Source organism: Streptomyces sp. NPDC055025 (assembly GCF_053608565.1).
On the sequence record NZ_JBSGVS010000023.1, the window covers coordinates 93600 to 119124 of the forward strand.

General features: G+C 69.8%; 25 protein-coding genes. 12 read left to right on the forward strand and 13 right to left on the reverse strand.

Going from position 1 to position 25525, the window contains the following annotated elements:
• Positions 1–72: 72 nt before the first annotated feature.
• Positions 73–1068, reverse strand: a complete 996-nt coding sequence (locus ACWGDX_RS16490) for an ATP-binding protein (RefSeq protein ID WP_453626152.1) — start codon at positions 1066–1068, stop codon at positions 73–75.
• A gap of 247 nt (positions 1069–1315) precedes the next feature.
• Between ACWGDX_RS16490 and ACWGDX_RS16495 the strand changes: the two genes are divergently transcribed.
• Together ACWGDX_RS16495 and ACWGDX_RS16500 are read left to right on the forward strand one after the other, a co-directional pair.
• Positions 1316–1855 (forward strand): hypothetical protein, encoded by a 540-nt coding sequence (locus ACWGDX_RS16495; protein WP_453626153.1) that lies wholly within the window; start codon positions 1316–1318, stop codon positions 1853–1855.
• Between the two features lie 273 nt (positions 1856–2128).
• On the forward strand, positions 2129–2944 hold the full coding sequence (locus tag ACWGDX_RS16500; RefSeq protein ID WP_453626155.1) for an SAM-dependent methyltransferase: 816 nt from the start codon (positions 2129–2131) through the stop codon (positions 2942–2944).
• A 127-nt stretch (positions 2945–3071) separates the two neighbouring features.
• Here ACWGDX_RS16500 and ACWGDX_RS16505 read toward each other — a convergent pair whose 3' ends face one another.
• Both ACWGDX_RS16505 and ACWGDX_RS16510 read right to left on the reverse strand, forming a co-directional pair.
• Positions 3072–3764, reverse strand: coding sequence for a response regulator (locus ACWGDX_RS16505; RefSeq protein WP_453626157.1), 693 nt, complete (start codon positions 3762–3764; stop codon positions 3072–3074).
• Positions 3761–5473 (reverse strand): ATP-binding protein, encoded by a 1713-nt coding sequence (locus ACWGDX_RS16510; protein ID WP_453626159.1) that lies wholly within the window; start codon positions 5471–5473, stop codon positions 3761–3763. The genes ACWGDX_RS16505 and ACWGDX_RS16510 overlap by 4 nt, the downstream gene beginning before the upstream one ends.
• Before the next feature lie 282 nt (positions 5474–5755).
• Between ACWGDX_RS16510 and ACWGDX_RS16515 the strand changes: the two genes are divergently transcribed.
• From ACWGDX_RS16515 to ACWGDX_RS16535, 5 genes are all read left to right on the forward strand, one after another.
• Positions 5756–6571: an ABC transporter ATP-binding protein gene (locus tag ACWGDX_RS16515; RefSeq protein ID WP_453626161.1), complete on the forward strand. Its 816-nt coding sequence runs from the start codon at positions 5756–5758 to the stop codon at positions 6569–6571.
• A complete protein-coding gene (locus tag ACWGDX_RS16520; RefSeq protein WP_453626163.1) occupies positions 6561–7496 on the forward strand; it encodes an ABC transporter permease in 936 nt (311 codons plus the stop codon). Before ACWGDX_RS16515 ends, ACWGDX_RS16520 begins: the two co-directional genes overlap by 11 nt.
• A gap of 130 nt (positions 7497–7626) precedes the next feature.
• The gene (locus ACWGDX_RS16525; RefSeq protein ID WP_453626165.1) at positions 7627–8655 is read left to right on the forward strand and encodes an ABC transporter substrate-binding protein; all 1029 of its coding nucleotides are present in this window, start codon (positions 7627–7629) and stop codon (positions 8653–8655) included.
• 274 nt (positions 8656–8929) lie between these two features.
• Entirely contained in the window at positions 8930–9187 is a 258-nt protein-coding gene (locus ACWGDX_RS16530) for a hypothetical protein (protein ID WP_453626167.1), read from the forward strand.
• A gap of 104 nt (positions 9188–9291) precedes the next feature.
• Positions 9292–10494: a flotillin family protein gene (locus tag ACWGDX_RS16535; protein WP_365902915.1), complete on the forward strand. Its 1203-nt coding sequence runs from the start codon at positions 9292–9294 to the stop codon at positions 10492–10494.
• Positions 10495–10621: 127 nt separating this feature from the next.
• Here ACWGDX_RS16535 and ACWGDX_RS16540 read toward each other — a convergent pair whose 3' ends face one another.
• Positions 10622–11455, reverse strand: a complete 834-nt coding sequence (locus ACWGDX_RS16540; RefSeq protein ID WP_453626169.1) for a helix-turn-helix transcriptional regulator — start codon at positions 11453–11455, stop codon at positions 10622–10624.
• A 176-nt stretch (positions 11456–11631) separates the two neighbouring features.
• On the opposite strand from ACWGDX_RS16540, the gene ACWGDX_RS16545 reads away from it, so the two are divergent.
• Positions 11632–12528 (forward strand): NAD-dependent epimerase/dehydratase family protein, encoded by an 897-nt coding sequence (locus ACWGDX_RS16545; RefSeq protein WP_453626171.1) that lies wholly within the window; start codon positions 11632–11634, stop codon positions 12526–12528.
• A gap of 35 nt (positions 12529–12563) precedes the next feature.
• Here the strand turns inward: ACWGDX_RS16545 and ACWGDX_RS16550 are convergent, their stop codons facing one another.
• The 5 genes from ACWGDX_RS16550 to ACWGDX_RS16570 all read right to left on the reverse strand — a co-directional run bounded on the left by ACWGDX_RS16550 (position 12564) and on the right by ACWGDX_RS16570 (position 17171).
• On the reverse strand, positions 12564–12722 hold the full coding sequence (locus ACWGDX_RS16550) for a hypothetical protein (RefSeq protein WP_169922709.1): 159 nt from the start codon (positions 12720–12722) through the stop codon (positions 12564–12566).
• A gap of 60 nt (positions 12723–12782) precedes the next feature.
• Positions 12783–13733, reverse strand: coding sequence for a cytochrome c oxidase assembly protein (locus ACWGDX_RS16555; protein WP_382855628.1), 951 nt, complete (start codon positions 13731–13733; stop codon positions 12783–12785).
• 154 nt (positions 13734–13887) lie between these two features.
• The gene (locus ACWGDX_RS16560; protein ID WP_453626173.1) at positions 13888–14913 is read right to left on the reverse strand and encodes a 6-phosphofructokinase; all 1026 of its coding nucleotides are present in this window, start codon (positions 14911–14913) and stop codon (positions 13888–13890) included.
• A gap of 244 nt (positions 14914–15157) precedes the next feature.
• On the reverse strand, positions 15158–15886 hold the full coding sequence (locus ACWGDX_RS16565) for a type 1 glutamine amidotransferase (protein WP_453626175.1): 729 nt from the start codon (positions 15884–15886) through the stop codon (positions 15158–15160).
• A 46-nt stretch (positions 15887–15932) separates the two neighbouring features.
• Complete coding sequence (locus tag ACWGDX_RS16570) at positions 15933–17171, reverse strand: Mur ligase family protein (RefSeq protein WP_363082428.1); 1239 nt, start codon at positions 17169–17171, stop codon at positions 15933–15935.
• A gap of 115 nt (positions 17172–17286) precedes the next feature.
• On the opposite strand from ACWGDX_RS16570, the gene def reads away from it, so the two are divergent.
• Positions 17287–17850, forward strand: a complete 564-nt coding sequence (gene def, locus ACWGDX_RS16575; protein ID WP_453626177.1) for a peptide deformylase — start codon at positions 17287–17289, stop codon at positions 17848–17850.
• 8 nt (positions 17851–17858) lie between these two features.
• Here the strand turns inward: def and ACWGDX_RS16580 are convergent, their stop codons facing one another.
• The gene (locus ACWGDX_RS16580) at positions 17859–18503 is read right to left on the reverse strand and encodes a TetR family transcriptional regulator (RefSeq protein ID WP_453626179.1); all 645 of its coding nucleotides are present in this window, start codon (positions 18501–18503) and stop codon (positions 17859–17861) included.
• A 179-nt stretch (positions 18504–18682) separates the two neighbouring features.
• Between ACWGDX_RS16580 and ACWGDX_RS16585 the strand changes: the two genes are divergently transcribed.
• Positions 18683–19915, forward strand: coding sequence for an acyl-CoA dehydrogenase family protein (locus ACWGDX_RS16585; protein WP_453626181.1), 1233 nt, complete (start codon positions 18683–18685; stop codon positions 19913–19915).
• 98 nt (positions 19916–20013) lie between these two features.
• Here the strand turns inward: ACWGDX_RS16585 and ACWGDX_RS16590 are convergent, their stop codons facing one another.
• Positions 20014–20502: a glutathione peroxidase gene (locus ACWGDX_RS16590; RefSeq protein ID WP_453626183.1), complete on the reverse strand. Its 489-nt coding sequence runs from the start codon at positions 20500–20502 to the stop codon at positions 20014–20016.
• A gap of 85 nt (positions 20503–20587) precedes the next feature.
• Here ACWGDX_RS16590 and ACWGDX_RS16595 point away from each other — a divergent pair, with 85 nt between their 5' ends.
• Entirely contained in the window at positions 20588–20848 is a 261-nt protein-coding gene (locus ACWGDX_RS16595; RefSeq protein ID WP_453626185.1) for a DUF6011 domain-containing protein, read from the forward strand.
• A gap of 165 nt (positions 20849–21013) precedes the next feature.
• Here the strand turns inward: ACWGDX_RS16595 and ACWGDX_RS16600 are convergent, their stop codons facing one another.
• Positions 21014–21895 (reverse strand): acyl-CoA thioesterase, encoded by an 882-nt coding sequence (locus tag ACWGDX_RS16600; protein WP_453626187.1) that lies wholly within the window; start codon positions 21893–21895, stop codon positions 21014–21016.
• Positions 21896–22047: 152 nt separating this feature from the next.
• Entirely contained in the window at positions 22048–24621 is a 2574-nt protein-coding gene (locus tag ACWGDX_RS16605) for a DEAD/DEAH box helicase (protein WP_453626189.1), read from the reverse strand.
• 75 nt (positions 24622–24696) lie between these two features.
• Between ACWGDX_RS16605 and ACWGDX_RS16610 the strand changes: the two genes are divergently transcribed.
• Positions 24697–25488, forward strand: coding sequence for a metal-dependent hydrolase (locus ACWGDX_RS16610; RefSeq protein WP_453626191.1), 792 nt, complete (start codon positions 24697–24699; stop codon positions 25486–25488).
• Positions 25489–25525 lie beyond the last annotated feature (37 nt).

A 25525-nucleotide genomic window follows, 5' to 3' on the forward strand; every position in this document is an offset into this window, starting at 1 on the left:
GGCCGGACCGTCGGAATAGGGCCGTCGACGTCGGACCGTCGACATCGGACCGTCGACGTCAGGCCGTCGGCGTCAGACCGTGGACATCAGGGCGGCCGGGCCGTGTTCGAAGCCGGGGTCGATCTGTGTGGCGAGGTCGATGCCCGTGGCCCGGTTGGCCCAGGCCGTGGCGTTGCGCAGATGGAATTCGACGGCATGCTTCTGGAAGGCCGTCCAGTCCTTCGTACGGGCGTCGAGCGCGGAGCGCAGCCGCTCCAGGGCGTGGAGATTGTGCGCCTCCAGATCTCCCCGGGCCCGCCCCTGCTCCTGGGCCCGTACGAACGGCGAGTGCACACAGTGGGCCAGCAGATCGTCGCCGACATGCTCCTTGAGGAAGAGCAGATCGTCCTCCCCGGTGACCTTGTTGCCGACGACCGCGAGAGGGATCCCGAACTCTCGTGCGTGGTCGCGGTACTGGCGGTAGACCGAGACACCTTTACGGGTGGGTTCGGCGACCAGGAACGTCAGGTCGAACCGCGTGAACAGACCGGAGGCGAAGGCGTCGGCGCCCGCCGTCATGTCGACGACGAGATACTCGCCGGGCCCGTCGACGAGATGGTTGAGATACAGCTCCACCGCGCCGAGCTTGGAGTGGTAGCAGGCCACCCCCAGATCGCTCTCGTCGAACTCACCGGTCACCATCAGCGGAACCCCGCCCACCTCCTGTACATGGCGGGCGTGCACCGGATCGTCACCGAGCAGACGGAGCAGGGTGGAGCCGCGCCCCGGCGGAGTGGTTTTGATCATGACTTCCCGTGAGGCGATGAGTGGATTGCCGCCCCGCAGGCAGTCCTTGATCTCCGCCAGCCGCGCGCTGAGCGGCGGGGCGGTGAAGGAGTTGCCCTGGCCCCCATCCCCGTCCCCACCCCCGCCCTCGTCCGTACCGGAGCCGAGAGCCTCGGCGAGATGCTGGTTGATGTCGCCGTCGATGGCGAGGACGGGCGCGCCGGAGCGCGCGAGATGACGGGCGAAGAGAGCCGACAGCGTGGTCTTGCCGCTGCCGCCCTTTCCGACGAACGCGACACGCATCAGTGGTCTCTTCTATTGGAAATGAATGTCATGTCGCTAGATTTAGTGGCGCACCTGACTGTCTGTCAAGTCGCCGCTCCGTGCGTGTCCGGTCGCGGAGAGTGATCGTTTCGGGTGGCTCGGGGCGCTCAAGATGTGGACGGTCGGCCCGCAAAATAAAGTGGTACGGAAATGGGCCCGTATGGCGGCAGAGAATGCGAAGAACGACGTCCTTGCCACCGACAGTCCACGTCGAGGAGGTAAGGACATGACGACCGTGCGTGCCGATCTCGTTCTCTCGGAGTCGACCGTGCATGCCCCGATCCGTGCGCCGATCGGGAAAGTGGATATCGCCGCCTGGCTCTTCGGTCTTCCGGACGCCGAATATCAGCGCTGCGCGCCCCCCGATCACATAGCCGCCGGAGCCACCACGACCGACGACGGGCGTCCTATGTCGGTCAATGTCGAAATGATCGGCACCGGACTGGTGATCCAGCACTATGTCGGGGAGATCACCCAGGCCGACCACTGCCATATGGTCTCCACCTCCGATGTCTACACCCTCCAGGGGCGGACGAAGGTGCAGGTGGTCTGGGATCTGAGCGCCAGGCCGATCGACGACGAGCGCTGCGAATACACCAATTCGGTGGTCTCGCATCCCACGGAGGAATTCCTCGTATTCCTCAAGGAGCATGACATTTCCTTCGAACAGGCGGCGCACGAGCGGCAGTTGGCCTCCAGTGACCACAACAACCGTGAAACCCCGTTGTTCGCCGCCAGCATCGAACGCGCGGCGCTCGCGAAATAGCACGCGCGGCGCCCCGGTACACAGCGCGCTCGGCACCACGCCGGGCGCTCGCCGAGAAGGGCCCCTCCCCGGCCCCTGCTGCCACCCTCCGCCTTCCACCCTCCGCCGCTTCCCCCCTGCGGTGCCGGTCCGGGCCATACCGCAAAAGATCACTGAGCGCTTAGACTCGGGCCAAGGCTTTGATCGGGGCCGGGCCTGGCCGGGCGCCGACGGGACCGGGACTGGTACACGGGTACCCCATGGCACGGGCCCCGGTACCCGGGAGGAGTGAAGGTGGCACCGCAGGGCTCTTCGGACGACCGTTTCAACACCGGCGAGGCGCATTCGGCGCGCGTCTATGACTACATCCTGGGCGGCAAGGACAACTATCCGGTCGATCAGGAGGCCGGCGACGCGATGTGCGAGGGGTGGCCCGCGCTGCCGGTCCATATGCGCGCCAACCGGGAGTTCATGCACCGCGCGGCCCGCCATCTGGCGCGGGAGGAGGGTATCGGGCAGTTCCTGGACATCGGCACAGGCCTGCCGACCTCGCCCAATGTGCATGAGGTGGTGCAGAGGGAACGCCCCGACGCCCGGATCGTCTATGTCGACAACGACCCGATCGTGCTGGCCCACGCCCGCGCGCTGCTGACCAGTTCCCCCGAAGGCCGTACGGCGTACGTCGACGCCGATATGCGGGACCCGGAGGCCATCATCGGCTCCCCCCAGTTCCAGGAACTCCTGGATCTGAAGGAGCCGGTCGGACTGATGATCATCGGCATTCTGCACTTCATTCTCGACAGCGACGACGATCACGGTCTCGTCCAGCGGCTGCTCGACCCGCTGCCCGCGGGCAGCTTCCTGGCCATGACCATCGGCACCGCCGATTTCGCTCCGGTCGAGGTCGGCCGGGTCGCCGCCGAGTACGCCAGCCGTGGTATGCCCATGCAGCTGCGTACCCACGCCGAGGCGGAGAGCTTCTTCGCCGGCCTCGATCTGGTCGAGCCAGGGCTGACGCAGGTCCATCACTGGCGGCCCGACCCCGATCAGGAACCCATAGACGACCGTGACATAGCCATGTACGGCGCCGTCGCCCGCAAGAGCGGCTGACCCCGCCGCCCGCGAGTGCGGCTGATCACCCGCGCCCCCGTCGTACCGCGTCGGCCTTCGGCGCCGGCCCGGTACGACGCGTGCCGGCGGGTCCCGGCTCGTCGGCGCCCATTCGTCGGCGCCGCTCTCACCTCGTGGGCGCCCACGCGTAGCGGTGCTCCGGGCGGCCGGTGTCGCCGTACTTCAGGGTCAGACTGATATGCCCGGTCCGCTCCAGATACTTGAGATAGCGCTGGGCCGTGGAGCGGCTGACACCGGTGCGCTCCGCGACCTCGTGCGCGGAGAGCGGGTGTTCGGCCTCGCCCAGCGTGCGCCGGATGAGGGCGACGGTCGCCACGGAGTGGCCCTTGGGGAGCTCCGAGCGAGGGGAGTCCGCGATCTTGAACGCACTGAAGATACGGTCCACCTGCTCCTGGCCCGCCTCCCCGCGCCCGCCGACACCGTCGAGGGTGCGGCGCATGGCGGCATAGCCGTCGAGTCTCGCCCGCAGCCCGGCGAAGCTGAACGGTTTGACCAGGTACTGGAGCGCTCCGTACCGCATCGCCGCCTGCACCGTGGCCACATCACGGGCCGCCGTCACCATGATCACATCGGCGTGGTGGCCGAGCTGCCGCATCCGCCGCACCAGCGTCAGGCCCGTCTCGTCCGGCAGATAGTGGTCGAGCAGGACGAGATCGACATGGGCGCGCTCCAGGGTGGCCAGGGCCTGGGCGGCGGTATGGGCGCGGCCGATGACACGGAAGCCCCGCACCTGGGCCACATACGCGGCGTTGATCTCGGCGATATGGAAGTCGTCGTCCACCACGAGTACATCGATCACCGTGAGTCTCCCGCCGGTGTGAGCTGAGGCGCGGGGGAGGCGTCCCCGGCCACGGGCGGAGCGTCCCCCGCCAGGTCGTCCGAGGCGAGTGCCTCGGGCAGTACGACGGTGAAGACCGCGCCGCCGCCCGCGCGCGCCGTCACCCGGGCCATACCGCCGTACCGCTCGGAGAGCCGGCGTACGAGGGCCAGTCCGATGCCCCTGCCGCGCCGGAAGGCCGGACGCGGGGGATCGGAGGGCTCCTCCGGCAGCGGGGGAGCGGCGGGCCGCTTGGTGGACCAGCCCTCCGCGAAGACACGCTCGCGCAGCTCCGGCGGTACTCCCGGCCCGGAGTCGGAGACCCGTATCACCACGGTGGTGCGCTCGGCACGCAGCTCGACCTCCACGAAGGGCTCGGCCTGACACCCGGCTGCGGCGTCCAGCGCGTTGTCGATGAGATTGCCGAGTACGGTCACCAGATCGCGCGGATCGACCACGCGGTCCGGCAGCAGGGTGGCGGGGGAGACCCGCAGGGAGACACCGCGCTCGGCCGCGATGGCCGCCTTGCCCACGAGCAGCGCCGAGAGCAGCGGATCGCGTACCCGCTCGGCGATCTGCTCCGCCGTGGCCCGGTGCGCGTTGGCGACACCGGCGACAAACTCCGCCGCCTTCTCATGACGGCCGAGTTCGAGCAGTCCGAGCACGGTGTGCAGCCGGTTGGCGTGCTCGTGGTCCTGTGCGCGCAGCGCGTCGAGCAGCCCTTGGGTGCTGTCCAGCTCACGCCCGAGCAGTTCCAGTTCGGTCCGGTCCCGCAGGGTCACCACGGCCCCGCCGTCCCGGGTCGGCATCCGGTTGGCGACCAGGACCCGGCCGCCGCTGACGGTCAGCAGATCCGTGCCGTCCACCCGTCCCGCCAGTACGTCCGTCGTACGGCCCGGCGCCAGCACCTCGTCCAGCGCGCGGCCGGTGGCGTCCGCGTCGAACCCGAGCAGCCGTACCGCCTCGTCGTTGGCGAGCCGGATCCGGCCCTGCCGGTCGAAGGCGACGACCCCTTCACGGACCCCGTGGAGCATCGCCTCCCGCTCGTCCAGCAGCGCCGAGATATCGGCGAAGGCGACACCGTGCGTGATACGGCGCAGCCGCCGCGAGACGGCGAGCGCGGCCAGCGCGCCCGCGCCCAGCGCCGCGCCCGCGCACAGCAGCAGTCCGGGTATGGCACCGATCAGCCGCTGGCGCACGCTGTTGTACGCGATACCCACCGACACCGCGCCGACGATCCTTCCGCCGCTGTCGAGCAGCGGCACCTTGGCGCGGGCGGAGCGGCCCAGTGTGCCGTTGTCGATCTGGCGGATCTCATGACCGGAGAGCGCGACGCTCGGGTCGGTGGAGACATGCCGGCCGATCTCGGCGGTGGTGGTGTGGGACCAGCGCACACCATGGGTGTCCAGCACCACCACATAGAGCGCCTGGGTCGCCCGGCGGATCCGCTCCGCCTCGGTCTGCACCGGACCGGCCGGAGTCGGCGCGCTGGTGAGCAGCCCCTCGGCGATGTCCGGATCGGCGGCGGTGGTCTCGGCGATGGCCAGGGCGCGGCGCGTGGCCGCGTCGTCCAGCTCGGAGCCGAGCGGGGCGAGAAAGAGTCCGGTGGCCAGCACCATCACCCCCGTGGTGATGGCGAGCTGCACCACCAGGACCTGGGCGGCGACCCGCCGGGGCCAGCGCAACCGCATCCCGTCTCCCTTCTCCTCCCCGGCTCTCCGGATCACTACCGGCGCTCCGGATCACTCCCGGCTGTCGGGATCATCCGGCCGCTCCCCGCGCGGAACAGGCCGGTCCGCTTAACATCGCTGTGCACGCAACGTAAGCCGCCGGAGAGCGGCTGCCCAGCCCCGTGCCACGCTTTTGTGGTTCTCGGGTGGGCAGAATGAGCAGAACGGGGTTTGCGCGCACAAAGACGGATTGCGCCCACAAGACTGCCGCCCCGGCCCATGGCGCTCCTAGCCTCCCGGCCCATGAGCAGCAATACGAGCCCCGCCATCGAGCTGCGGGGAACGAGCAAGGCATTCCGGACTCCGTCGGGGGCGCTGCACACCGCCGTCAGGGATCTGGATCTGACGGTCGAGCGCGGCGAGTTCGTCGCGGTGGTCGGCCCCACCGGTTGCGGTAAATCGACGACGCTGACGCTGGTCAGCGGGTTGGAGGAGCCCACCGAGGGCGAGGTGCTGGTGGCCGGTGAGCCGGTCAGCGGTATCGGCGACAAGATCGGCTTCGTCTTCCAGCAGGACGCGGTCTTCCCCTGGCGCACCGTCCTCTCCAATGTGATGGCGGGACCGCGCTTCCGCGGTGTACCGAAGGGCGAGGCGAGGGAGCGGGCCCGTGAGTGGCTCGCCCGGGTCGGGCTCTCGTCCTTCGAGGACCGCTATCCGCACCAGCTCTCCGGCGGTCAGCGCAAGCGCGTCGCGCTCGCGGCGACCTTTGTCAACGATCCCGAACTCCTCCTCATGGACGAGCCCTTCTCGGCCCTCGATGTGCAGACCCGGGCCCTGATGTCGGACGAACTGCTGGAGCTGTGGGCGGGGACGGGCGCCTCGGTCGTCTTCGTCACCCATGACCTGGAGGAGTCGATCGCCCTCGCCGACAAGGTCGTGGTGATGACGGCGGGCCCCGCCACCGTCAAGGAGGTCTTCACCATCGACCTGCCGCGTCCCCGCAAGGTCGAGTCCGTACGGCTCGAACCGCGCTTCATCGAGATCTACCGGGAGATCTGGTCCTCGCTCGGCGAAGAGGTACGGATCACCCGCGAGAGGGGTGCGGCCGATGCCGCCTGAGACCGTCACTGTTCCGTCCGCCGGCACCAGCGGGGCGGACAAGCCCGGCAGGACCGGGAAGCCCGGGAAGCCCAAAGCGTCCGCCGCCGGCGGCGGTGGCGGCGGGGAGCGCACCCAGGCCAGGGCGCGGGCCGCCCGTCAGCACCGGATCGTGGTCCAGGGCGCCCGCGTACTGCTTCTCGTCGCGCTGATCGGGCTGTGGGAGTGGCTGGCCAGGAGCGCCGTCATCGATCCCTTCAACTTCTCGATGCCGTCGAAGATCTGGGACCAGATGCGCCAGTGGGCCCTGCACGGGACCCCGCAGGGCACCCTCTGGGAGCAGATCTGGTACACGCTCTACGAAGCGCTCCTCGGCTGGATCATCGGGGTCATCGGCGGCGTGGTGCTGGGGATCGCGCTCGGCCGGATCCGTTTTCTCGCCGAGGTACTGGGCCCCTACATCAAGGTGCTCAACGCGCTGCCGAGGATCGTCCTCGCCCCGATCTTCCTGATCTGGTTCGGTCTCGGCCCGGCCTCGAAGATCGCCTCGGCCGTCGTGCTCGTCTTCTTCCCCGTCTTCTTCAACGCCTTCCAGGGCGCGCGGGAGGTCGACCGCAATCTGGTCTCCAACGCCCGGATCCTCGGCGCGAGCAACCGGCAGGTCACACTCCAGGTCGTCATCCCGTCGGCCACCTCGTGGATCTTCACCAGCCTGCATGTCAGCTTCGGCTTCGCGCTGATCGGCGCGATCGTCGGCGAGTACATCGGCGCGACCAAGGGGCTCGGTCTGCTGGTCTCCGCCTCGCAGGGCACCTTCAACGCGGCCGGTGTGTACGCGGCCATGGTGATCCTCGCCGTGGTGGCGCTGCTCGCCGAGGGGCTGCTGTCGTTCCTGGAGAGGCGGCTCTTCCGCTGGAAGCCCGTCGAGGCCGGCACCGATCGCTGACCCCGGGCCCTCCCGGCCCACCTCCCCGCCCCGCCCCCGCTCTCCCTCCCCGTTCCCGGGTCTTCCGGTCCTTTCCGGCCCTCCCCGGGCCCTTCTCCGCCCCCAGCACCTCTTCACAAGGACGTGAACCATGCACAGACATCTCGGGATCCCGGCCGCCGCGCTCGCCGCGACGCTCGCCCTCGGCACCCTGACCGCCTGTGGCGGCGACTCCTCGGACTCCGGCTCCGGCGGCAAGGTCAAGATCATGGTGGGCGGCCTCGACAAGGTCATCTACATGCCCGCGATGCTCACCCAGAAGCTCGGCTACTTCCAGGACGAGGGCGTCGACGTCGAACTCCTCACGGAGCCCGCCGGTGTGCAGGCCACCACCTCGCTCGTCTCCGGTGATGTGCAGGGCGTCGTCGGCTTCTACGACCACACGCTCGACCTCCAGGTCAAGGGCAAGCAGGTGGAGTCCGTCGTGCAGTTCTCGCACGCCTCCGGCGAGGTCGAGGTGGTCTCCAACAAGGCCGCCGCCGGTCTCACCTCACCCAAGGACTTCAAGGGCAAGAAGCTCGGGGTCACCGGACTCGGCTCGTCCACCGACTTCCTCACCAAGTACCTGGCGGTCAGCGGCGGCGTAAAGACGGAGGAGTTCACCTCGGTGGCGGTCGGAGCGGGCCAGACCTTCATCTCGGCCCTCCAGCAGGGCTCGATCGACGGAGGCATGACGACCGATCCGACGGTCGCGCAGATCCTCGACAAGAAGCTCGGGAAGGTCCTGATCGACATGCGGACGCCCGAAGGCTCGAAGGCGGCGCTCGGCGGCCCCTACCCCTCCTCCAGCCTGTACATGAACACCGACTGGGTCAACGGCCACAAGGAGACGGTGCAGAAGCTGGCCAACGCCTTCGTGAAGACGCTCCGGTGGATGTCCACGCACTCGCCGGAGGAGATCGCCGCCAAGATGCCCGCCGACTACGCGCAGGGCGGCAAGGAACTGTACGCGCAGTCCATCAAGAGCACCCTGCCGATGTTCACCACGGACGGTGTCATGCCGGCCGACGGCCCGGAGACCGTCGAGCGCGTACTGAAGGCGTTCAACCCCAACCTCCAGAACGCCACGGTCGATCTGAGCAAGACCTTCACCACGGAGTTCGTCAAGAAGGCCGGCTGAGGGGCGGGCCGGCCACGGCCACGGTGTGCCGGACCGATGGCGGACCGGGGGGAGCGGGGGCACCGCGGGTCCAGTGCCGCCCGCTCCCCCCGGCCCCCGGGATCCGGCTGGATCGTCGGGGGCTCGCTGCTCGGCACGCCCTCCCGATGGGCGCGGAGTACTGTGAATCTATCGAGGGGATGTCGCCGTCGGCCGCTCCGCCGGGGGCGTCCTCGATGAAGGACGAGGTCGGAGGCACAGCCCTCCAGGAGGCGTGGTCCCATGATCGCGGCTGATGAACCGGGCGGCGTACGGGCGCGGGCAACGACGTATGTGCGCGGCAGATGAGTCCGCGCAGAGCCCGGTCGGCGCGATCGGCAGGGTGACGGTCCCGATCCCGGCGGACGGACCCGGTGAGGTCCTGGTGTCCGTACGGGGCGGTTCGGAGGCGTACGCGGCCTGGGCGGACCACCCGATCGGCATAAACCTTCGTGTGATCGTCGTCGAGTGCGTCTCGGCGCGTTCGGTGATCGTGGAGCCCTTCCCCGCCTGAGCTTTCTTGAGCTTTTCTCTCAGCAGTACGACTGAGCAGCAGTACGACTGAGCAGTAGTACGACTGAGCAGTAGTACGACTGAGCAGTACGACAGGAGTCCACCATGCTGTTCTGGCATGTTCCCGCGCCCAACGAGGCGATGCTGATATCCGGCTCCAAACGGCAGGCGCAGGACACTCAGTTCCGTATCGTCACCGGGCACGGCAGCTTTGTGATGCCCATCAAGCAGAAGGCGCGGATGCTCTCCCTCGCGCTGCGGGAGGCGGAGATCGTCGAGGACTGCGTCACCCAGCAGGGCATCCGGCTCAGGGTCCGCGCGGTCGCGGTGTTCAAGGTCGGCGACGATGCCGTGTCCATCGCCAACGCGGCCCGCCGCTTCCTGGCGGAACAGGACCGGATGGAGGAACTGGTGGGCCGGATCTTCGCCGGTCACCTCCGCTCCATCGTCGGCGGACTGACCGTGGAGCAGATCATCCGCGAGCGTGACCGGGTCGCCCAGGAAGTGAAGCAGGGCAGCCACAGCGAGATGGAGAAGCTCGGCATCGTCGTGGACGCGCTCCAGATCCAGGAGATCGACGACACCACCGGCTATATCGACAATCTGGCCGCCCCGCACGCGGCGGCCGTCGCGAGCCAGGCACGGATCGCGCAGGCCAGGTCGGACCAGCAGGCGGCCGAGCGCGAGCAGCAGGCCGCCGCGCTCAAGGCCGAGTACGAACGGGACACCGCGATCAAACGGGCCGGCTTCCACGCCGAGACCGAACAGGTCAACGCCCGTGCCGCGCAGGCGGGACCGCTGGCCGAGGCCCGGTCCTCGCAGGAGACCATCGAGGAGCAGACGCATCTGGCGGAGCGGCAGGCGCAGCTGGCCGCACAGCGGCTGGAGGCCGAGGTCAGGCGTCCGGCCGACGCGGAGGCGTACCGGCAGCGCACCCTCGCGGAAGCGGCCCGTGACCGGGCGAAGTTCGAGGCGGACGGCAGCGCGTACACCGAGCGCGCTCTCGCCCAGGCGCAGGCCGACGCGAACACCGCCCGTGCCGCCTCGCTGAAGGACGGCAACCAGGAACTCATCGCCGCCAACCGCCTCGTGGAGAATCTGCCGGCGCTGGCCGACGCGGCCTCCCGGGGTATGTCCGGTGCCAACCTGACCGTGCTGAACGGCACCGACGGTGTCAACGACATGGCGGCGGGTCTGGTCGGCCAGGGCATGGCCATCCTCAACTCGCTGCGGAGCGGGGCGCTCGGGGCCGCCAAGGCGTCGAGTGTGAACGGCAAGCCCGCGCTCCGCGTCACCGAGTCCAACTGACTCCAACTGACTACAACTGACTCCCGGAGTTCCGGCGGGTCCGCCCACCCGGGCGGGCCCGCCGAGTCCTGTGCCTCCGCCGGCTCCGGCCGCCGACTCCTGCGGTTCCGTCGGCTCCGCCCGGCGGCTACCGTTCCGGTGTCAGATCCTGGAGGCCCACCACACGCAGCAGTTGGAGCCGTTCATGGGTCTCGGTACCCGGACGGGCCGAGTGGACGATCAGATACTGGCCCTGATCACCGCTGAGCAGCAGCTCGCAGTCCAGGTCGAGCCGCCCGACCACCGGATGGATGAAGCACTTCGCCGAAGACCGCCGTACGGCCACCTCGTGCTCCTCCCACAGCGCCGCGAACTCCTCGCTCACCGCCCGCAGCCGGGCCACCAGAGCCGCGGGGCCCGGATCAGCGGGCCGGGCCGCGAGCACGGAACGGAGCTGGGCGACATGGCTCCTGGCGTGCTCCTCATGGGTCTTGGGCGGGAAGAGCGCACGGACCGCGGGCTCGGTGAAGTAGCGGAGGACGATGTTGCGGCCCACTTCCGACTCGCCCGTCAGCGCCGCCGCCATGGCGTTCTGCGCGAGCACCTCGCCCCAGTCGCTCATCACCTGCGCGGGCGCGTCGTACAGCCGGTCGAGGATCATCATCAGCCCCGGCCGCACATGTGTGGAGGCATGGGTGTCGCGCGGCGGTTCCTCGCCCGTGAGATGGAAGAGATGGTCGCGCTCGTCCTCGCTCAGCCGCAGCGCCCGCGCGAGCGCGGTGAGCATCTGCCGTGACGGACGCGAGCCACGGCCCTGTTCGAGCCGTGTGTAGTAGTCCACGGACATTCCGGTGAGCTGGGCCACCTCCTCACGTCGCAGCCCCGGTGTACGGCGCCGGGGCCCGGTTTCCATTCCCACGTCCCCGGGATCCAGCCGCGCCCGGCAGCGGCGCAGGAAGTCCGCGGTCTCTTCTCGGTCCACACCCCCAGCATGGGCCCTCGCCCGCGCTCTATCCAGGGAGAGCCGGTCCCAGGACAGGGACGTCCCTCCCGTCGCCACCGCGTCCCGGCCACGCTGGGACCACTCGGCAGACGTCGGAGAGGCGACGGCCGAGAAGACGGAGCGGGAAAGACGGAGAAGGGAACAAGGAGAGAGCGATGCTGACTCTGGTGACAGGAGTGACGGGTGAGGTCGGCCGCCGGTTCGTACCGCGGCTGCTCCGGCGCACGGCCCCGGGCGACACCGTCCGGGTGCTGGTACGGGACGAGGCGCGCGGCGCGCCGTTCGCCGCCCTGGGCGCGGACGTCGCCGTCGGCGATCTGCGCGACGAGAAGAGCGTCCTGGCCGCCCTGGGGGGAGCGGACGCGGTGGTGAACATCGCGGCGGCCTTCCGCGGCGTGCCGGACGAGGAGGCGTGGGCCGTCAACCGCGACGGCGCGCTCACCCTGGGACGGTCCGCGCGTGACAGCGGGGTGCGGCGGTTCGTCCAGGTGAGCACGAATCTCGTGTACGGCGCGGGCCGGGGCAGACCGCTCACCGAGGACGACGAGCCCGTGCCCGGCGGCCCGCTGTGGGGCGCGTACACCGAGTCCAAGGCCGAGGCGGAGGCGGGACTGCTCGCGCTGCACGACGGCGAGCGGGTGGTGGACGGACAGGTCACGGACGGGCAGGGCATGGCCGTACGGATCGGCGCGCTCGCCTTCGTCTACGGGGACGGTGACCCGCATCTCGCGCAGGCGCTCGGGTGGGCGGCCCACTGGGCGGGCAACCAGCGGCTCCAGATGGTCCACCACGCCGATGTGGCCCAGGGGCTGATCCGGCTGCTGTACGCACCGGGGAGGGCGGCGGGCAAGTACAACATCGCGGACGACGCGCCGCTGACGGCCGTGGAGGCACACCAGGTCAACGGCGTCCCCGTGCCCCCGGGACTGGCCGGGCGCACCGATCCAGACCCCTGGTACGGCATAGCCTCGACCCTCCGCATCCGGGACGAACTGGGCTTCCGCCCCCTCTACCCCTCGGTCTGGACGGCCAGGGACGCCGGAGCGCTCTAGATTCCGCGGGCTGCCGAGGGATCCCCAGTGCCCGGTCAGCGTCCGCGTGAGGCGATCATGGCGATGGTGATCAGCCCCAGCACCACCCACCCGAACCAGAGCCACCCGTTGCTGCCGAGCACCGCGGTGTAACCCGTCACCAGGACCAGCGCACCGACGGTCACCACACCCATCGTCTTCGTGGATCCGGACATCTGGTCCTCCTCCGGGCCGGGGCTGTGACGCCCATCGTCGCCCGCGGCAAGGGGTTCGCGCTACTGGCTCCGGGCCCGGAGCGAGGCGAGATACGCGTTGTACTCCGCCAGCTCCTTGTCACCGTCGCGGTCGGCGGCCCGGTCGGAGCGCCGCGCCTGCCGCTGTTCCGAGCGGTACCACTGGTAGACCAGCGCGATCAGTACCAGCACCGAGGGGATCTCGCTGAACGCCCAGGCGATCCCGCCCGCCGCGTTCTGGTCGGTGAGGGCGTCGATCCCGAGCGAGCCGGGGGGATCGCGGTACGCGGCGACCATCGGCTCGCTCGCCATCATCAGCGCGATCCCGAAGAAGGCGTGGAAGGGCATCCCGGCGAAGAGCTCCAGCATCCGCATGAGATGGCCGGGCCGGTGCGGCCCCGGGTCGATGCCCATGATCGGCCAGAAGAAGATCAGACCGACCGCGAGGAAGTGCACCATCATCGCGACATGCCCGGTCCTGGACCCCATCAGGAAGTCGAAGAGAGGGGTGAAGTACAGCCCGTAGAGGCTCGCGATGAAGAGCGGGATGGTGAACGCGGGGTGGGTGACGATCCGTGCGTAGCGGCTGTGCAGCACCATGAGCAGCAGCTCGCGCGGTCCCTTGTGGCCGCGGCCCGCCACCGGCAGCGCGCGCAGGGCCAGGGTCACCGGAGCGCCGAGCAGCAGCAGGATCGGGGAGACCATGCTGATCACCATGTGCTGGACCATGTGCACGCTGAACATGACCATGCCGTAGTCGTTCAGCTTGGTGCACATCACCAGTGCCACGGTCAGCACACCGGCGACGAACGCGACGGTACGGCCGGCGGACCAGGCGTCACCGCGCCGGCGCAGCCGCAGCACCCCCCAGCCGTACAGGGCGAGCGCCAGCAGGCATCCGATCAGGAAGAAGAGGTCCGGGGAGTACTCCAGCGCCCGTCCCAGCGTGAACGGCGGCAGATCCATGGTCGTGCCGTGCCCGCTGTGATCCATCCGTGTGCTCCCGTGGGACGTGACCGCTCACCCCGGCCGGATTCGTGCCGGTTGTCCGCACCAGCCTAGAACCGCCCCCGGCCGCGACGGCGACCGGGGGCGGTTCGCCGCCGTCGCCGGGCATCCGGAGCCCTGCGACCGGGCGGCAGGCAGGTCAGAGCACGCACTCCGCCTCGGCGTACCGCTCCGCGGGCACCGTCTTGAGCGTCTCCACGGCCTTGCCCAGCGGCACCATCACGATGTCCGTGCCGCGCAGCGCCGTCAGCATCCCGAACTCGCCCCGGTGCGCGGCTTCGACGGCGTGCCAGCCGAAACGGGTGGCCAGGACCCTGTCGTACGCCGTGGGGGTGCCACCGCGCTGCACATGGCCGAGTATCACCGGCCTGGCCTCCTTGCCGAGCCGCTCCTCCAGCTCGATGGAGAGCTGCCGGGCCACACCCGCGAACCGCTCGTGGCCGTAGACGTCCTTGCCCCCCTCGTCGAACTCCATCGAGCCCTCGCGCGGCTTCGCGCCCTCCGCGACCACCACGATCGCGAACCGCTTGCCCGCCGAGAAGCGCTTGCCGACCAGCGCGGTCAGCTCGCCGATGTCGAAGGGACGCTCGGGCACGACGATGGCGTGGGCTCCGGCGGCCATCCCGGAGTGCAGCGCGATCCAGCCGGTGTGCCGGCCCATGACCTCGACGATCAGCACCCGCTGATGGGACTCGGCGGTGGTCTTCAGCCGGTCGAGCGCCTCCGTGGCGACACCGACGGCCGTATCGAAACCGAACGTCACATCGGTCGCGGAGATATCGTTGTCGATGGTCTTGGGCACACCGACGATCGGCAGCCCGGCCTCGGAGAGCAGATGGGCCGCCTTGAGGGTGCCCTCGCCGCCGATCGGGATGATCGCGTCGAGACCCAGCTCGGCCACATGGCCCCTGGCCCGCTCCACCCCGTCCCGCAGATGCGCGGGCTGGACCCGTGACGAGCCGAGGATCGTGCCGCCGCGCGCCAGGATGCCGGCGACCGCGTCCAGGTCGAGCTTGCGGTAGTCGCACTCCAGGAGGCCCTTCCAGCCGTCGTGGAATCCGATCACCTCGTCGCCGTGGTCGACGACGGCGCGGTGTACGACGGACCTGATCACGGCGTTGAGGCCGGGGCAGTCGCCGCCTGAGGTGAGCACACCAATTCGCATTGCCCGGGATACCTTTGCAACGTGGGCCGACGGCCGGACCCCATCGTCCGGACAGATCCTTCTCAGCCTACCGGCGGGCAGCGGCGTGACCGAAACCCACGTCCGACTGCTGGACACCCGTCCGTACGGTCCCGACGCGCGGACGTGCGGCTTCCGCACCCCGTCCCGCCCCCGTCCCGCCACCGCCCCGCCCCCGCATGCCGCCGTCCCGGCTCCGGAGGAACCAGGACGGCGGCGGGGACGGTCAGGAGGGCTGCATCGCGGCCGACACCCGCTCGGCGCGCAGCGCCTCGTACCAGCGGTCGTCCGTCGGCGGCAGCGCGTTCACATCGAGGGCCAGCTTCAGCAGCAGATCCGCGATCTGCGGATTGCGGGCCATCACCGGTCCGTGCATGTACGTACCGAACACGGTGTCGTTGTACGCGCCCTCCGTGCCGTCGCCCGTGCCGTTGCCGCGACCGAGCCGGGTCCGCGCGAACGGCCTCGCCGTCGGCCCGAGATGCGTGATGCCCTGGTGGTTCTCGAACCCCGTGAGCTGCGGCAGATTCAGCCGTGGATCGATGTCGGCCAGCACATCGCCGACACACCGCTCGCCCTCGCCCCGGGTGGAGACCACATCGAGCAGTCCGAGCCCGGCCTCACGCTCGCCCAGGTCGTTGACGAACTCATGGCCCAGGATCTGATAGCCCGCGCAGACGGAGAACACGATGGCGCCGTTGGAGACGGCCCGGCTGAGCCCGCCGTCACGGCGCAGCCGCTCCGCGGCCAGCCGCTGCGGCCTGTCCTCGCCGCCGCCGATCAGATAGATGTCGCCGGAGGTCGGTACGGGCTGGTCGCTGCGTACGTCCACCCGGGTGACGTTCAGACCGCGCTGCCGTGCCCGGCGCTCCACCACCAGAGCGTTTCCCTGGTCTCCGTAGGTGCTCAGCAGATCGGGGTAGATCCACACCAGCCGGAGGCTGTTGTCGCTCATTCTCGCTCGTCCCTCGGTCCGTGAACCGGTGTATCCCGACATGACGTCAGTTCCCCACTCGTCTGCGCAGATCCTGGAACGATGTGTAGTTGGCGATGGCTTCGATCCGCCCCGGCGGTGCCATCCGTACGGCCTCGTCGGGCGTCTCACAGACCCGGAAGTCCAGCCCCGCGACCTCAAGGCGTACGGCGAGGTCCAGCTTGCGGTCGCCGATCACGAAGATCGGATGGCCGGCGAGCCGGGTGTAGTCGACGTCCCACAGCCAGGAGGTGTCCGTGCCGTCGGCGCCACGGGCGTTCACGGCGAGGATGACCGGGGTCGGGGGCGCGTCGATCAGCGAGAACGTCTCCAGCCAGCCCGCGGGGTTCTTCGCGAGCAGCAGCCGCAGATCCCGGCCGAGGAAGGACACCACGTCGTACCGGCCGGCCACGGCCTGTACCTGGTACATACGCTCCAGCGCGACCTGCGGCGGCACCCCGAAGGTGGCCGCGACGGCGGCCGAGGTGGCGGCGTTCGCCCTGTTGGCACGCCCCGGGAGCTGGAGATGGATCGGCCAGGCGGAGCCGTGCGGGTCGAGGACATGGTCCCCGTGGAGCGCCCAGCTCGGGGACGGCCTGCGGAAGCCGCACTCACCGCAGAACCAGTCGTCGCCGGGGCGCTGCATCACACCGCCGCAGGCGGGGCAGGACCAGGCGTCGTCCTTCCACTCCTGTCCCGCGGCCACCCAGACCACATTGGGGGAGGAGGAGGCGGCCCAGACGATCAGCGGGTCGTCGGCGTTGGCGACGACGACGGCCTTCGTGCCGGCGAGGCCCTCGCGCCACTTCTCGGCGAGCATCCGGGTCTCCGCGGCGCGGTCGAGCTGGTCGCGGGAGAGATTGAGCAGCGCGATCGCCTTCGGTGTGGTGTCCCTCGCGACACCGGCGAGATACTTCTCGTCGACCTCGATCACGCCGTACTTGGCGTCGGAACCGCCCGCGAGGGCCGAGGTGATGCCGGCCGGCATATTGGCGCCGAGCGCGTTGGAGACCACGGGCCCGGCGGCCCGCAGTGCCTCGGCGATCAGCCGGGTGGTGGTGGTCTTGCCGTTCGTCGCCGACACGAGGATGACGTCGAGGTGCTGCGCGAGCCGACCCAGCAGATCGGGGTCGAGTCTGAGCGCCACCTTGCCGCCGATCACCGATCCGCTGCCGCGGCCGGCGGCGCGCGACACCGCCGCAGCGGCCTTGCCCGCCGTCACGGCCAGCTTGGCCCGTGGCGTCAGCGGGTCCGTGTTGCCTGCCATCGTCCTTGATCCTCCTTGCGTCGGTCCGGGGTCAGCCTATCGAGATCCGGCCAAGGGCCCGAACCGCGGCACCGGGCGGGAAGGCGGAGGTCACCGTGACCGTACCCTGACCCGCATGCGAAACCGTTCGATCCCCGGCAGCGCCGGACGAGTACGCGCCATGAGAATGCTGGGCGATCCGGTGCTGCACGCCCGCTGTGAGCCTGTCACGGACTTCGGTCCCGCGCTGTCCGGGCTGATCGAGGACCTGTTCGCGACGATGTACGCCGCTCGGGGGGTCGGGCTCGCGGCGAACCAGATCGGCGTACCGCTCCGGGTGTTCGTGTACGACTGCCCGGACGACGAGGACGTCCGCCATCTCGGACACCTCGTCAATCCGCGGCTGACCCGGGCGGACGAGATCGTTCTGCGCGGCCCCGAGGGCTGTCTCTCGCTGCCGGGCATCGAGGCGGGGACGGAGCGGTACGACCATGCCGTGGCGGAGGGCGTCGACCGGCACGGTGAACCGCTGCGGATCGAGGGAACGGGCTTCTTCGCGCGCTGTCTCCAGCACGAGTGCGATCATCTGGAAGGCATGGTCTACCCCGACCGGCTCACCGGCAGGCGCCGCGCCGGAGTGCTGCGCGCCGCGCGCCGCGCACCCTGGTCCACCGCCGCGGCGGTGGACTCGTACGTCTGATGGAGCGTTCAGAACCCGGGTCCGCCCTCGCGGTCGTCCACCGAGGCCAGCCGGCCCCACAGCAGATCCGCCAGGCTCCGTACCAACTGCTCGCGTGAGCAGGGCCGTTCACCGAGCCACCAGTCACCGGCCCCGTGCATCATCCCGACGATGCCATGGCCCCAGACCCGGGAGAGCTGCCCGCTGTCCGGACCGAGGTCGACCCGCTCCTCGATGACCTTGGCCAGCTCCTCGCCGAGACGGCGCAGCAGCGGAGCCGAGTGGCGGCCCACGTCGAAGCCCTGCTCGGGCGATTGGGTGTCCTCGGCGGGATGCATCAGGAACCGGTAGACCTGGGGGCGCGCCTCGATCGCGGCGAGATACGTGTCGAGCGTGGCCTCCACGCGCCGGCGGCGCTCGGCGGGCGCGTCGAGCGCGGTCCGCAGGGCGTCGAGCAGCGCGTCGGTATGGCGCTTGGCGAGCGCGCGGTAGAGCCCGCCCTTGTCGCCGAAGTGACGGTAGAGAATGGGCTTGGTGATGCCCGCCTCGGCGGCGATGGCGTTCATGGAGGCGTGCGGGCCGTCCCGGAGCACGACCCGGTCGGCGGCCTCCAGCAGCTGGCGTCTCCGCTGTCGCGCCGACCGCTGCTGTTCGGCCTGCTGTGTGGTCTCCATAGCTGATGTCTCCCCGCCCATGCGATTGCCTGACGCACCGGCAACGTAACACCCTGGCCGAGATCAATGCTGATCAGACCATGGCCGGTTGACATTTTCTACCTACCGGTAACAGACTGGCGTTACCGTGGGTAACGTGTGTGAGCGGCACCGTGGTGACGCAGTGTGGGAGGGGAACCGTGGCCGAGTTCACGTTTGAACTCAACGACGACCAGAAGCAGGTCCGTGACTGGCTGCACGGCTTCGCCGCGGATGTCATCCGTCCCGCCGCCGCGGAGTGGGACGAGCGTGAGGAGACCCCCTGGCCGGTCATCCAGGAGGCCGCCAGGATCGGTGTCTACTCCCTCGACTTCTACGCCCAGCAGTTCTTCGACCCCACCGGTCTCGGTATCCCGATGACCATGGAGGAACTGTTCTGGGGCGACGCGGGCATCGCCCTGTCGATCGTCGGTACGGGCCTGGCGGCCGTGGGTGTCCTCGCCAACGGCACCGACGAGCAGATCGGCACCTGGATCCCGCAGATGTACGGCGACGCGGACGAGGTGAGGGTCGCCGCCTTCTGCTCGTCGGAGCCCGACGCCGGCTCCGACGTCGGCGCCATGCGCACCCGCGCGGTGTACGACGAGGCGAAGGACGAGTGGGTGCTGAACGGCACCAAGACCTGGGCGACCAACGGCGGCATCGCCCATGTCCATGTCGTGGTCGCCGTCGTCGACCCGGAACTCGGTTCGAAGGGCCATGCCTCCTTCATCGTCCCGCCGGCCACCCCCGGTCTCTCCCAGGGCCAGAAGTTCAAGAAGCACGGTATCCGCGCCTCCCACACCGCCGAGGTCGTCCTGGAGGACGTCCGGGTCCCCGGGCACTGTCTGCTCGGTGGGAAGGAGAAGCTGGACGAGCGGCTCGCACGGGCCCGTGAGCGGGCGAGGACGGCACCGGGCGGTGAGCGGGTGAGGAACGCGGCCATGGCCACCTTCGAGGCCTCACGCCCGGCGGTCGGCGCGATGGCGGTGGGCACGGCCCGCGCGGCGTACGAGGTCGCGCTCGACTACGCGAGGACACGCAGCCAGTTCGGCCGCCCGGTCATCGACAACCAGGGCATCGCCTTCCAACTGGCCGACATGCGGACCCGGATCGACGCGTCACGGCTGCTGGTGTGGCGGGCCTCCTGGATGGCGGCCACCGGACGGCCGTTCACCTCCGCCGAGGGCTCGATGTCCAAGCTGTACGCCGGCGAGACGGCGAAGCAGGTCACGGCCCAGGCCGTGCAGATACTGGGCGGCAACGGCTTCACCCGTGAGTACCCGGTGGAGCGCATGCACCGGGACGCCGCGATCTACACGATCTTCGAGGGGACGAGCGAGATCCAGCGTCTGGTGATCGCCCGCACCCTGTCGGGCATGCCGATCCGCTGAGGTTCGTAGCCGTAGCCATAGCCATGGCCGAGGCCGCGGCTACTGCTACGGCCGCGGACCGGGGCCGCCACGCGCGCGGCGGCCCCGGTGAGGACGGGTCAGCCGGGAAGCTGCGCCTCGATCGCCGCGATGACCTCGGGGTCCTCGGGCTCCGTACGCGGCCGGATCCGGGCGACGACCTCACCCTTGGGGGAGAGCAGGAACTTCTCGAAGTTCCACTGGACGTCCCCCGTCTCGCCCTGGGCGTCGGCCGACTTCGTCAGCTCCGCGTAGAGCGGATGCCGGGTCTCCCCGTTCACATCCGTCTTCGCCAGCAGCGGGAAGGTGACACCGTACGTCGCCGAGCAGAAGGTCTGGATCTCCTCCGCGGTGCCGGGCTCCTGTCCCGCGAACTGGTTGCTGGGTACGCCGAGGACGGTGAAGCCCCGCTCGCCGTACTGCTGCTGGAGCCGCTCCAGACCGGCGTACTGGGGGGTGAGGCCGCACTTGGACGCGACGTTCACCACGAGTACGGCCTTGCCCTCGTAGGCGGCCAGGGAGGTGGGTTCACCCGTGAGGGTGTGCAGCGGGATGTCGTACAGAGTCATCAAGATCTCCTCGGTCTCCGGCGTTCTCCCCCATTGTGGACCCGTGGGTGACGGCGGCCTCCGGCGGGCTGATAGATCTTGGGACATGCGTGTATCCGGGATCGACGACGACGGTCCGGGCGTGGGCCCGGACGACTTCGGACGGCTGCCGGGCTCGGCGCCCGACCCCGGCCCGCCGGATCCCCGCCGCGAGATCAGGTGCGGTATGTGCGGCCGACCGCTCACCGGTACGGCATCGCGCCGTACCGGCCTCGGTCCCGCCTGTGACGCCAAGCTCCATCCGCCCGCGCCGGACATCAGGACCCGTCGGCGCGAGGCCGACCAGGATCCGCTCCCGGGCGTCTGAGCCCTAGGGCCTTTCGTTTGGATCTTGCTGGGCTCGCGTGCCCTGGCACCGCGCCTCGCGGCGTTGTCGTCGGTCGCCTACGCTCCGCGTGGGCTCCCTCCTCCGCCTTGCGATCCACGGCACCAGCCCCCGCTCCCTGATCCAGCCAGATCCAAACGAAAGACCCTACGACACGGCCGGGTCGAGCCGCCGGAACAGCCCCTCCTGCACCACCGAGACCAGCAGCCGGCCCTCGCGGTCGTAGATCCGGCCCCGCGCCAGTCCCCGGCCGCCCGTCGCGATCGGCGACTCCTGGTCGTACAGGAACCACTCGTCCGCGCGGAACGGGCGGTGGAACCACATCGCGTGGTCCAGCGACGCCATGTCGAAGCCCCGCGGCCCCCAGAGCGGCTCGATGGGGATCCGTACCGCGTCCAGCAGCGTCATGTCGCTCGCGTATGTCAGCGCGCAGGTGTGGACGAGCGGATCGTCGCCCAGCGGCCCCACCGCGCGCATCCACACCGCGCTGCGCGGATCCGCGTCCTTGATCTCCTCCTGGGTCCAGCGCAGCCGTTCCACATATCTGATGTCGAAGGGCTGGCGCCGGGCCATCCGCTCCAGTGGCTGGGGCAGTCGGCCCAGATGGGCGCGCACCTCCTCGCTGACCGTCGGCAGTGTCTCCGGGTCGGGGAACTCCAGCCGGGGCGGGAGCTGGTGCTCGAACCCGGCCTCCTCCGGACGGTGGAAGGACGCCGTCAGATTGAAGATCGTGCGGCCCTGCTGGACGGCGGTGACCCTGCGGGTGGTGAACGACCGGCCGTCCCTTATCCGTTCGACCTGGTACACGATCGGCACACCCGGGCGGCCCGGCCGCAGGAAGTACGCGTGCAGCGAGTGGACCGGCCGGTCCCCGTCGGTGGTACGGCCCGCCGCCACCAGGGCCTGGCCCGCCACCTGGCCGCCGAAGACCCGTTGCAGCGACTCCTGGGGGCTGCGCCCGCGGAAGATGTCGACCTCGATCCGCTCCAGATCGAGCAGATCGACCAGCCGCTCGGCGGGGTTCGTCATGACGCGCTGTGCTCCGTTCTCCGTCTCGTTCCCGTTCTCGTTCCCGGTCCAGGTCCCATTCCCGGTCCAGGTCCTGTTCCGGTCCCGTCTCCCCCGTGCCACCGGGTGCTCGGGCGCCGGCTCATGGCCCTGCCCGGAGCCGTCCGCCGTACTCAGAGCTGCCCCACGGATGTGACACGCACCACGGCCAGGCCCTCCTCGTCGGAGGCCGCCAGATCGACCTCCGCGCTGATGCCCCAGTCATGGTCGCCGCTGGGATCGGCGAAGGTCTGGCGGACCCGCCACAGACCGTGTGCCGGGTCCTCCTCGATGGCGAGCAGCTTGGGGCCACGGGCGTCGGGCCCGGTGCCCAGGTCCTCGTACTCGTCCCAGTACGCGTCCATCGCCTCGCCCCAGGCATCCGCGTTCCACCCCGACTCACCGTCCAGCTCGCCCAGTTCGCCGACCTTGTCCAGGGCGGCCAGCTCCACACGGCGGAACATCGCGTTGCGTACGAGCACCCGGAAGGCGCGGGCGTTGGCCGTGACCGGTCGGACCTGATCGGCCTTCTCCTGCGCCTGCTCGGCCGTCTCCACCTCCGGATTGGCGAGCTGCTCCCACTCGTCGAGCAGACTGGAGTCGACCTGACGCACCATCTCCCCGAGCCACGCGGTGAGATCCTCCAGGTCCTCCGACTTCAGATCGTCCGGAATGGTGTGTTCCAGCGCCTTGTACGCGCCCGCCAGATAGCGCAGCACAATGCCCTCGGTCCTGGCCAGCTCGTAGAACGAGGTGAACTCGGTGAAGGACAGCGCCCGTTCGTACATGTCCCGGATCACCGACTTGGGCGAGACGGGATGGTCGCCCACCCATGGATGGCTCTTGCGGTAGGTGTTGTACGCGTGGACGAGCAGCTCTTCGAGGGGCTTGGGGTACGAGACATCCTGGAGCCGCTCCATCCGCTCCTCGTACTCGACACCGTCCGCCTTCATCGCGGCGACCGCCTCACCGCGCGCCTTGTTCTGCTGGGCCGCGAGGATCTGCCGCGGATCGTCCAGCGTGGACTCGACGACGGAGACCATGTCCAGCGCGTACGAGGGGGATTCGGGATCCAGCAGCTCGAACGAGGCCAGCGCGAAGGTCGACAGCGGCTGGTTGAGCGCGAAGTCCTGCTGGAGATCGACCGTGAGCCGGACGATACGGCCCTCCGCGTCCGGGGTCTCCAGCCGCTCCACGACCCCGCCGTCCAGCAGCGAGCGGTAGATCGCGATGGCCCGCCGGATGTGCCGGAGCTGCTGTCTGCGCGGCTCGTGATTGTCCTCCAGCAGCCGGCGCATCGCCTCGAAGGCATTGCCCGGCCGCGCGATCACCGACAGCAGCATGGTGTGGGTGACCCGGAAGCGCGAGGTCAGCGGCTCGGGATCGGAACCGATGAGCTTCTCGAACGTGGTCTCCGACCAGGCGACAAAGCCCTCGGGGGCCTTCTTGCGCACCACCTTGCGGCGCTTCTTCGGATCGTCCCCCGCCTTGGCGAGCGCCTTCTCGTTCTCCACGACATGCTCGGGCGCCTGAGCCACGACCAGGCCCGCCGTGTCGAATCCGGCGCGGCCCGCCCGGCCCGCGATCTGGTGGAACTCCCGGGCGCGCAGGGTCCGGACACGACTGCCGTCGTACTTGGTGAGCGCGGTGAACAGCACCGTACGGATCGGGACGTTGACACCGACGCCGAGCGTGTCCGTACCGCAGATGACCTTCAGCAGACCGGCCTGGGCGAGCTTCTCCACCAACCGCCGGTACTTGGGGAGCATGCCCGCGTGGTGCACCCCGATGCCATGGCGCACATAGCGGGAGAGGTTGCGCCCGAACTTGGTGGTGAAGCGGAAGCTGCCGATCAGATCGGCGATCCGGTCCTTCTCCTCGCGCGTGCACATGTTGATGCTCATCAGCGACTGCGCCCGCTCGACGGCGGCGGCCTGGGTGAAGTGCACGATATAGACCGGCGCCTGCTTGGTCTCCAGCAGCTCGGTCAGTGTCTCGGTGATCGGGGTGAGGCGGTACTCGTACGACAGCGGGACCGGGCGCGTCGCGGACCGTACGACGGAGGTGGGCCGGCCCGTACGGCGGGTCAGGTCCTCCTCGAAGCGTGAGACATCACCGAGGGTCGCCGACATCAGGATGAACTGGGCCTGCGGCAGTTCCAGGATGGGGATCTGCCAGGCCCAGCCGCGGTCCGGCTCGGCGTAGAAGTGGAACTCGTCCATCACGACCTGGCCGATGTCCGCGTACCTGCCGTCGCGCAGCGCGATCGACGCCAGCACCTCGGCGGTGCAGCAGATCACCGGGGCGTCGGCGTTCACGGAGGCGTCGCCGGTCAGCATGCCGACGTTCTCCGTGCCGAAGAGCTTGCAGAGGTCGAAGAACTTCTCCGAGACCAGCGCCTTGATCGGCGCGGTGTAGAAGGTGACCTTGTCCTGGGCCAGCGCCGTGAAGTGCGCACCCGCCGCGACCAGGCTCTTTCCGGAGCCGGTGGGGGTGGACAGGATGACGTTGGCTCCGGAGACCACCTCGATCAGCGCCTCCTCCTGAGCCGGATAGAGCGTGATGCCCTGGCCTTCGGCCCAGGAGGAGAAGGCCTCGAAGAGGGCATCGGGGTCGGCGTCCGGCGGGAGCTGATCGATAAGGGTCACGCCCCCATCTTGCCTGTCTTCCCCCTGGATACGGGAACCGGCCGGGGAAGCGAAGATCACGGACGGTACCCTGGCCTGTCAACTGGGCCCCCGTACGCGGGGCTTCATCACAACTGCATCGGGGCGGGTACAAGCATGATGGGACCGGCACACTCTCTGTCGGGGGCCGCGGCCTGGCTGGGGGTGGGCGCGGCGACGGCTGCCGCGGGCCACGGAATGCCCTGGCCGGTCCTGGTGGTCGGCGCGCTGATCTGCGCGGGCGCCGCGCTCGCCCCCGATCTGGACCACAAGGCGGCGACGATCTCCCGGGCGTTCGGCCCGGTGTCACGGACGCTCTGCGAGATCGTGGACAAGCTCTCGTACGCCGTCTACAAGGCCACGAGGAAGCCGGGCGACCCTCGCAGGAGCGGCGGCCACCGCACACTGACCCACACCTGGCTCTGGGCGGTGCTGACCGGGGCCGGCGCCTCCGCGGTGGCCTACGCGGGCGGGCGCTGGGCGGTGCTCGCGATCCTGTTCGTCCATCTCGTGCTCGCCGTGGAGGGCCTGCTGTGGCGGGCCGCGCGGGTCTCCAGCGATGTGCTCGTCTGGCTGCTCGGCGCCACCAGCGCCTGGATCCTGGCGGACGTCCTGGACAAGCCGGGCAACGGCGCCGACTGGCTGTTCACCGCCCCGGGACAGGAGTACCTCTGGCTGGGCCTGCCGATCGTCCTGGGCGCGCTGGTGCACGACATCGGGGACGCGCTGACGGTGTCGGGCTGCCCGATCCTGTGGCCCATCCCGCTGGGCCGCAAGCGCTGGTACCCGATAGGCCCGCCGAAGGCGATGCGGTTCCGGGCCGGCAGCTGGGTGGAGCTGAAGGTACTGATGCCGGTGTTCATGCTCCTGGGCGGAGCGGGCGCGGCGGCGGCACTGGGCGTCATATAGGGACTGGCGGCCTACCGAGATCGGGCCGGGCCGCGGG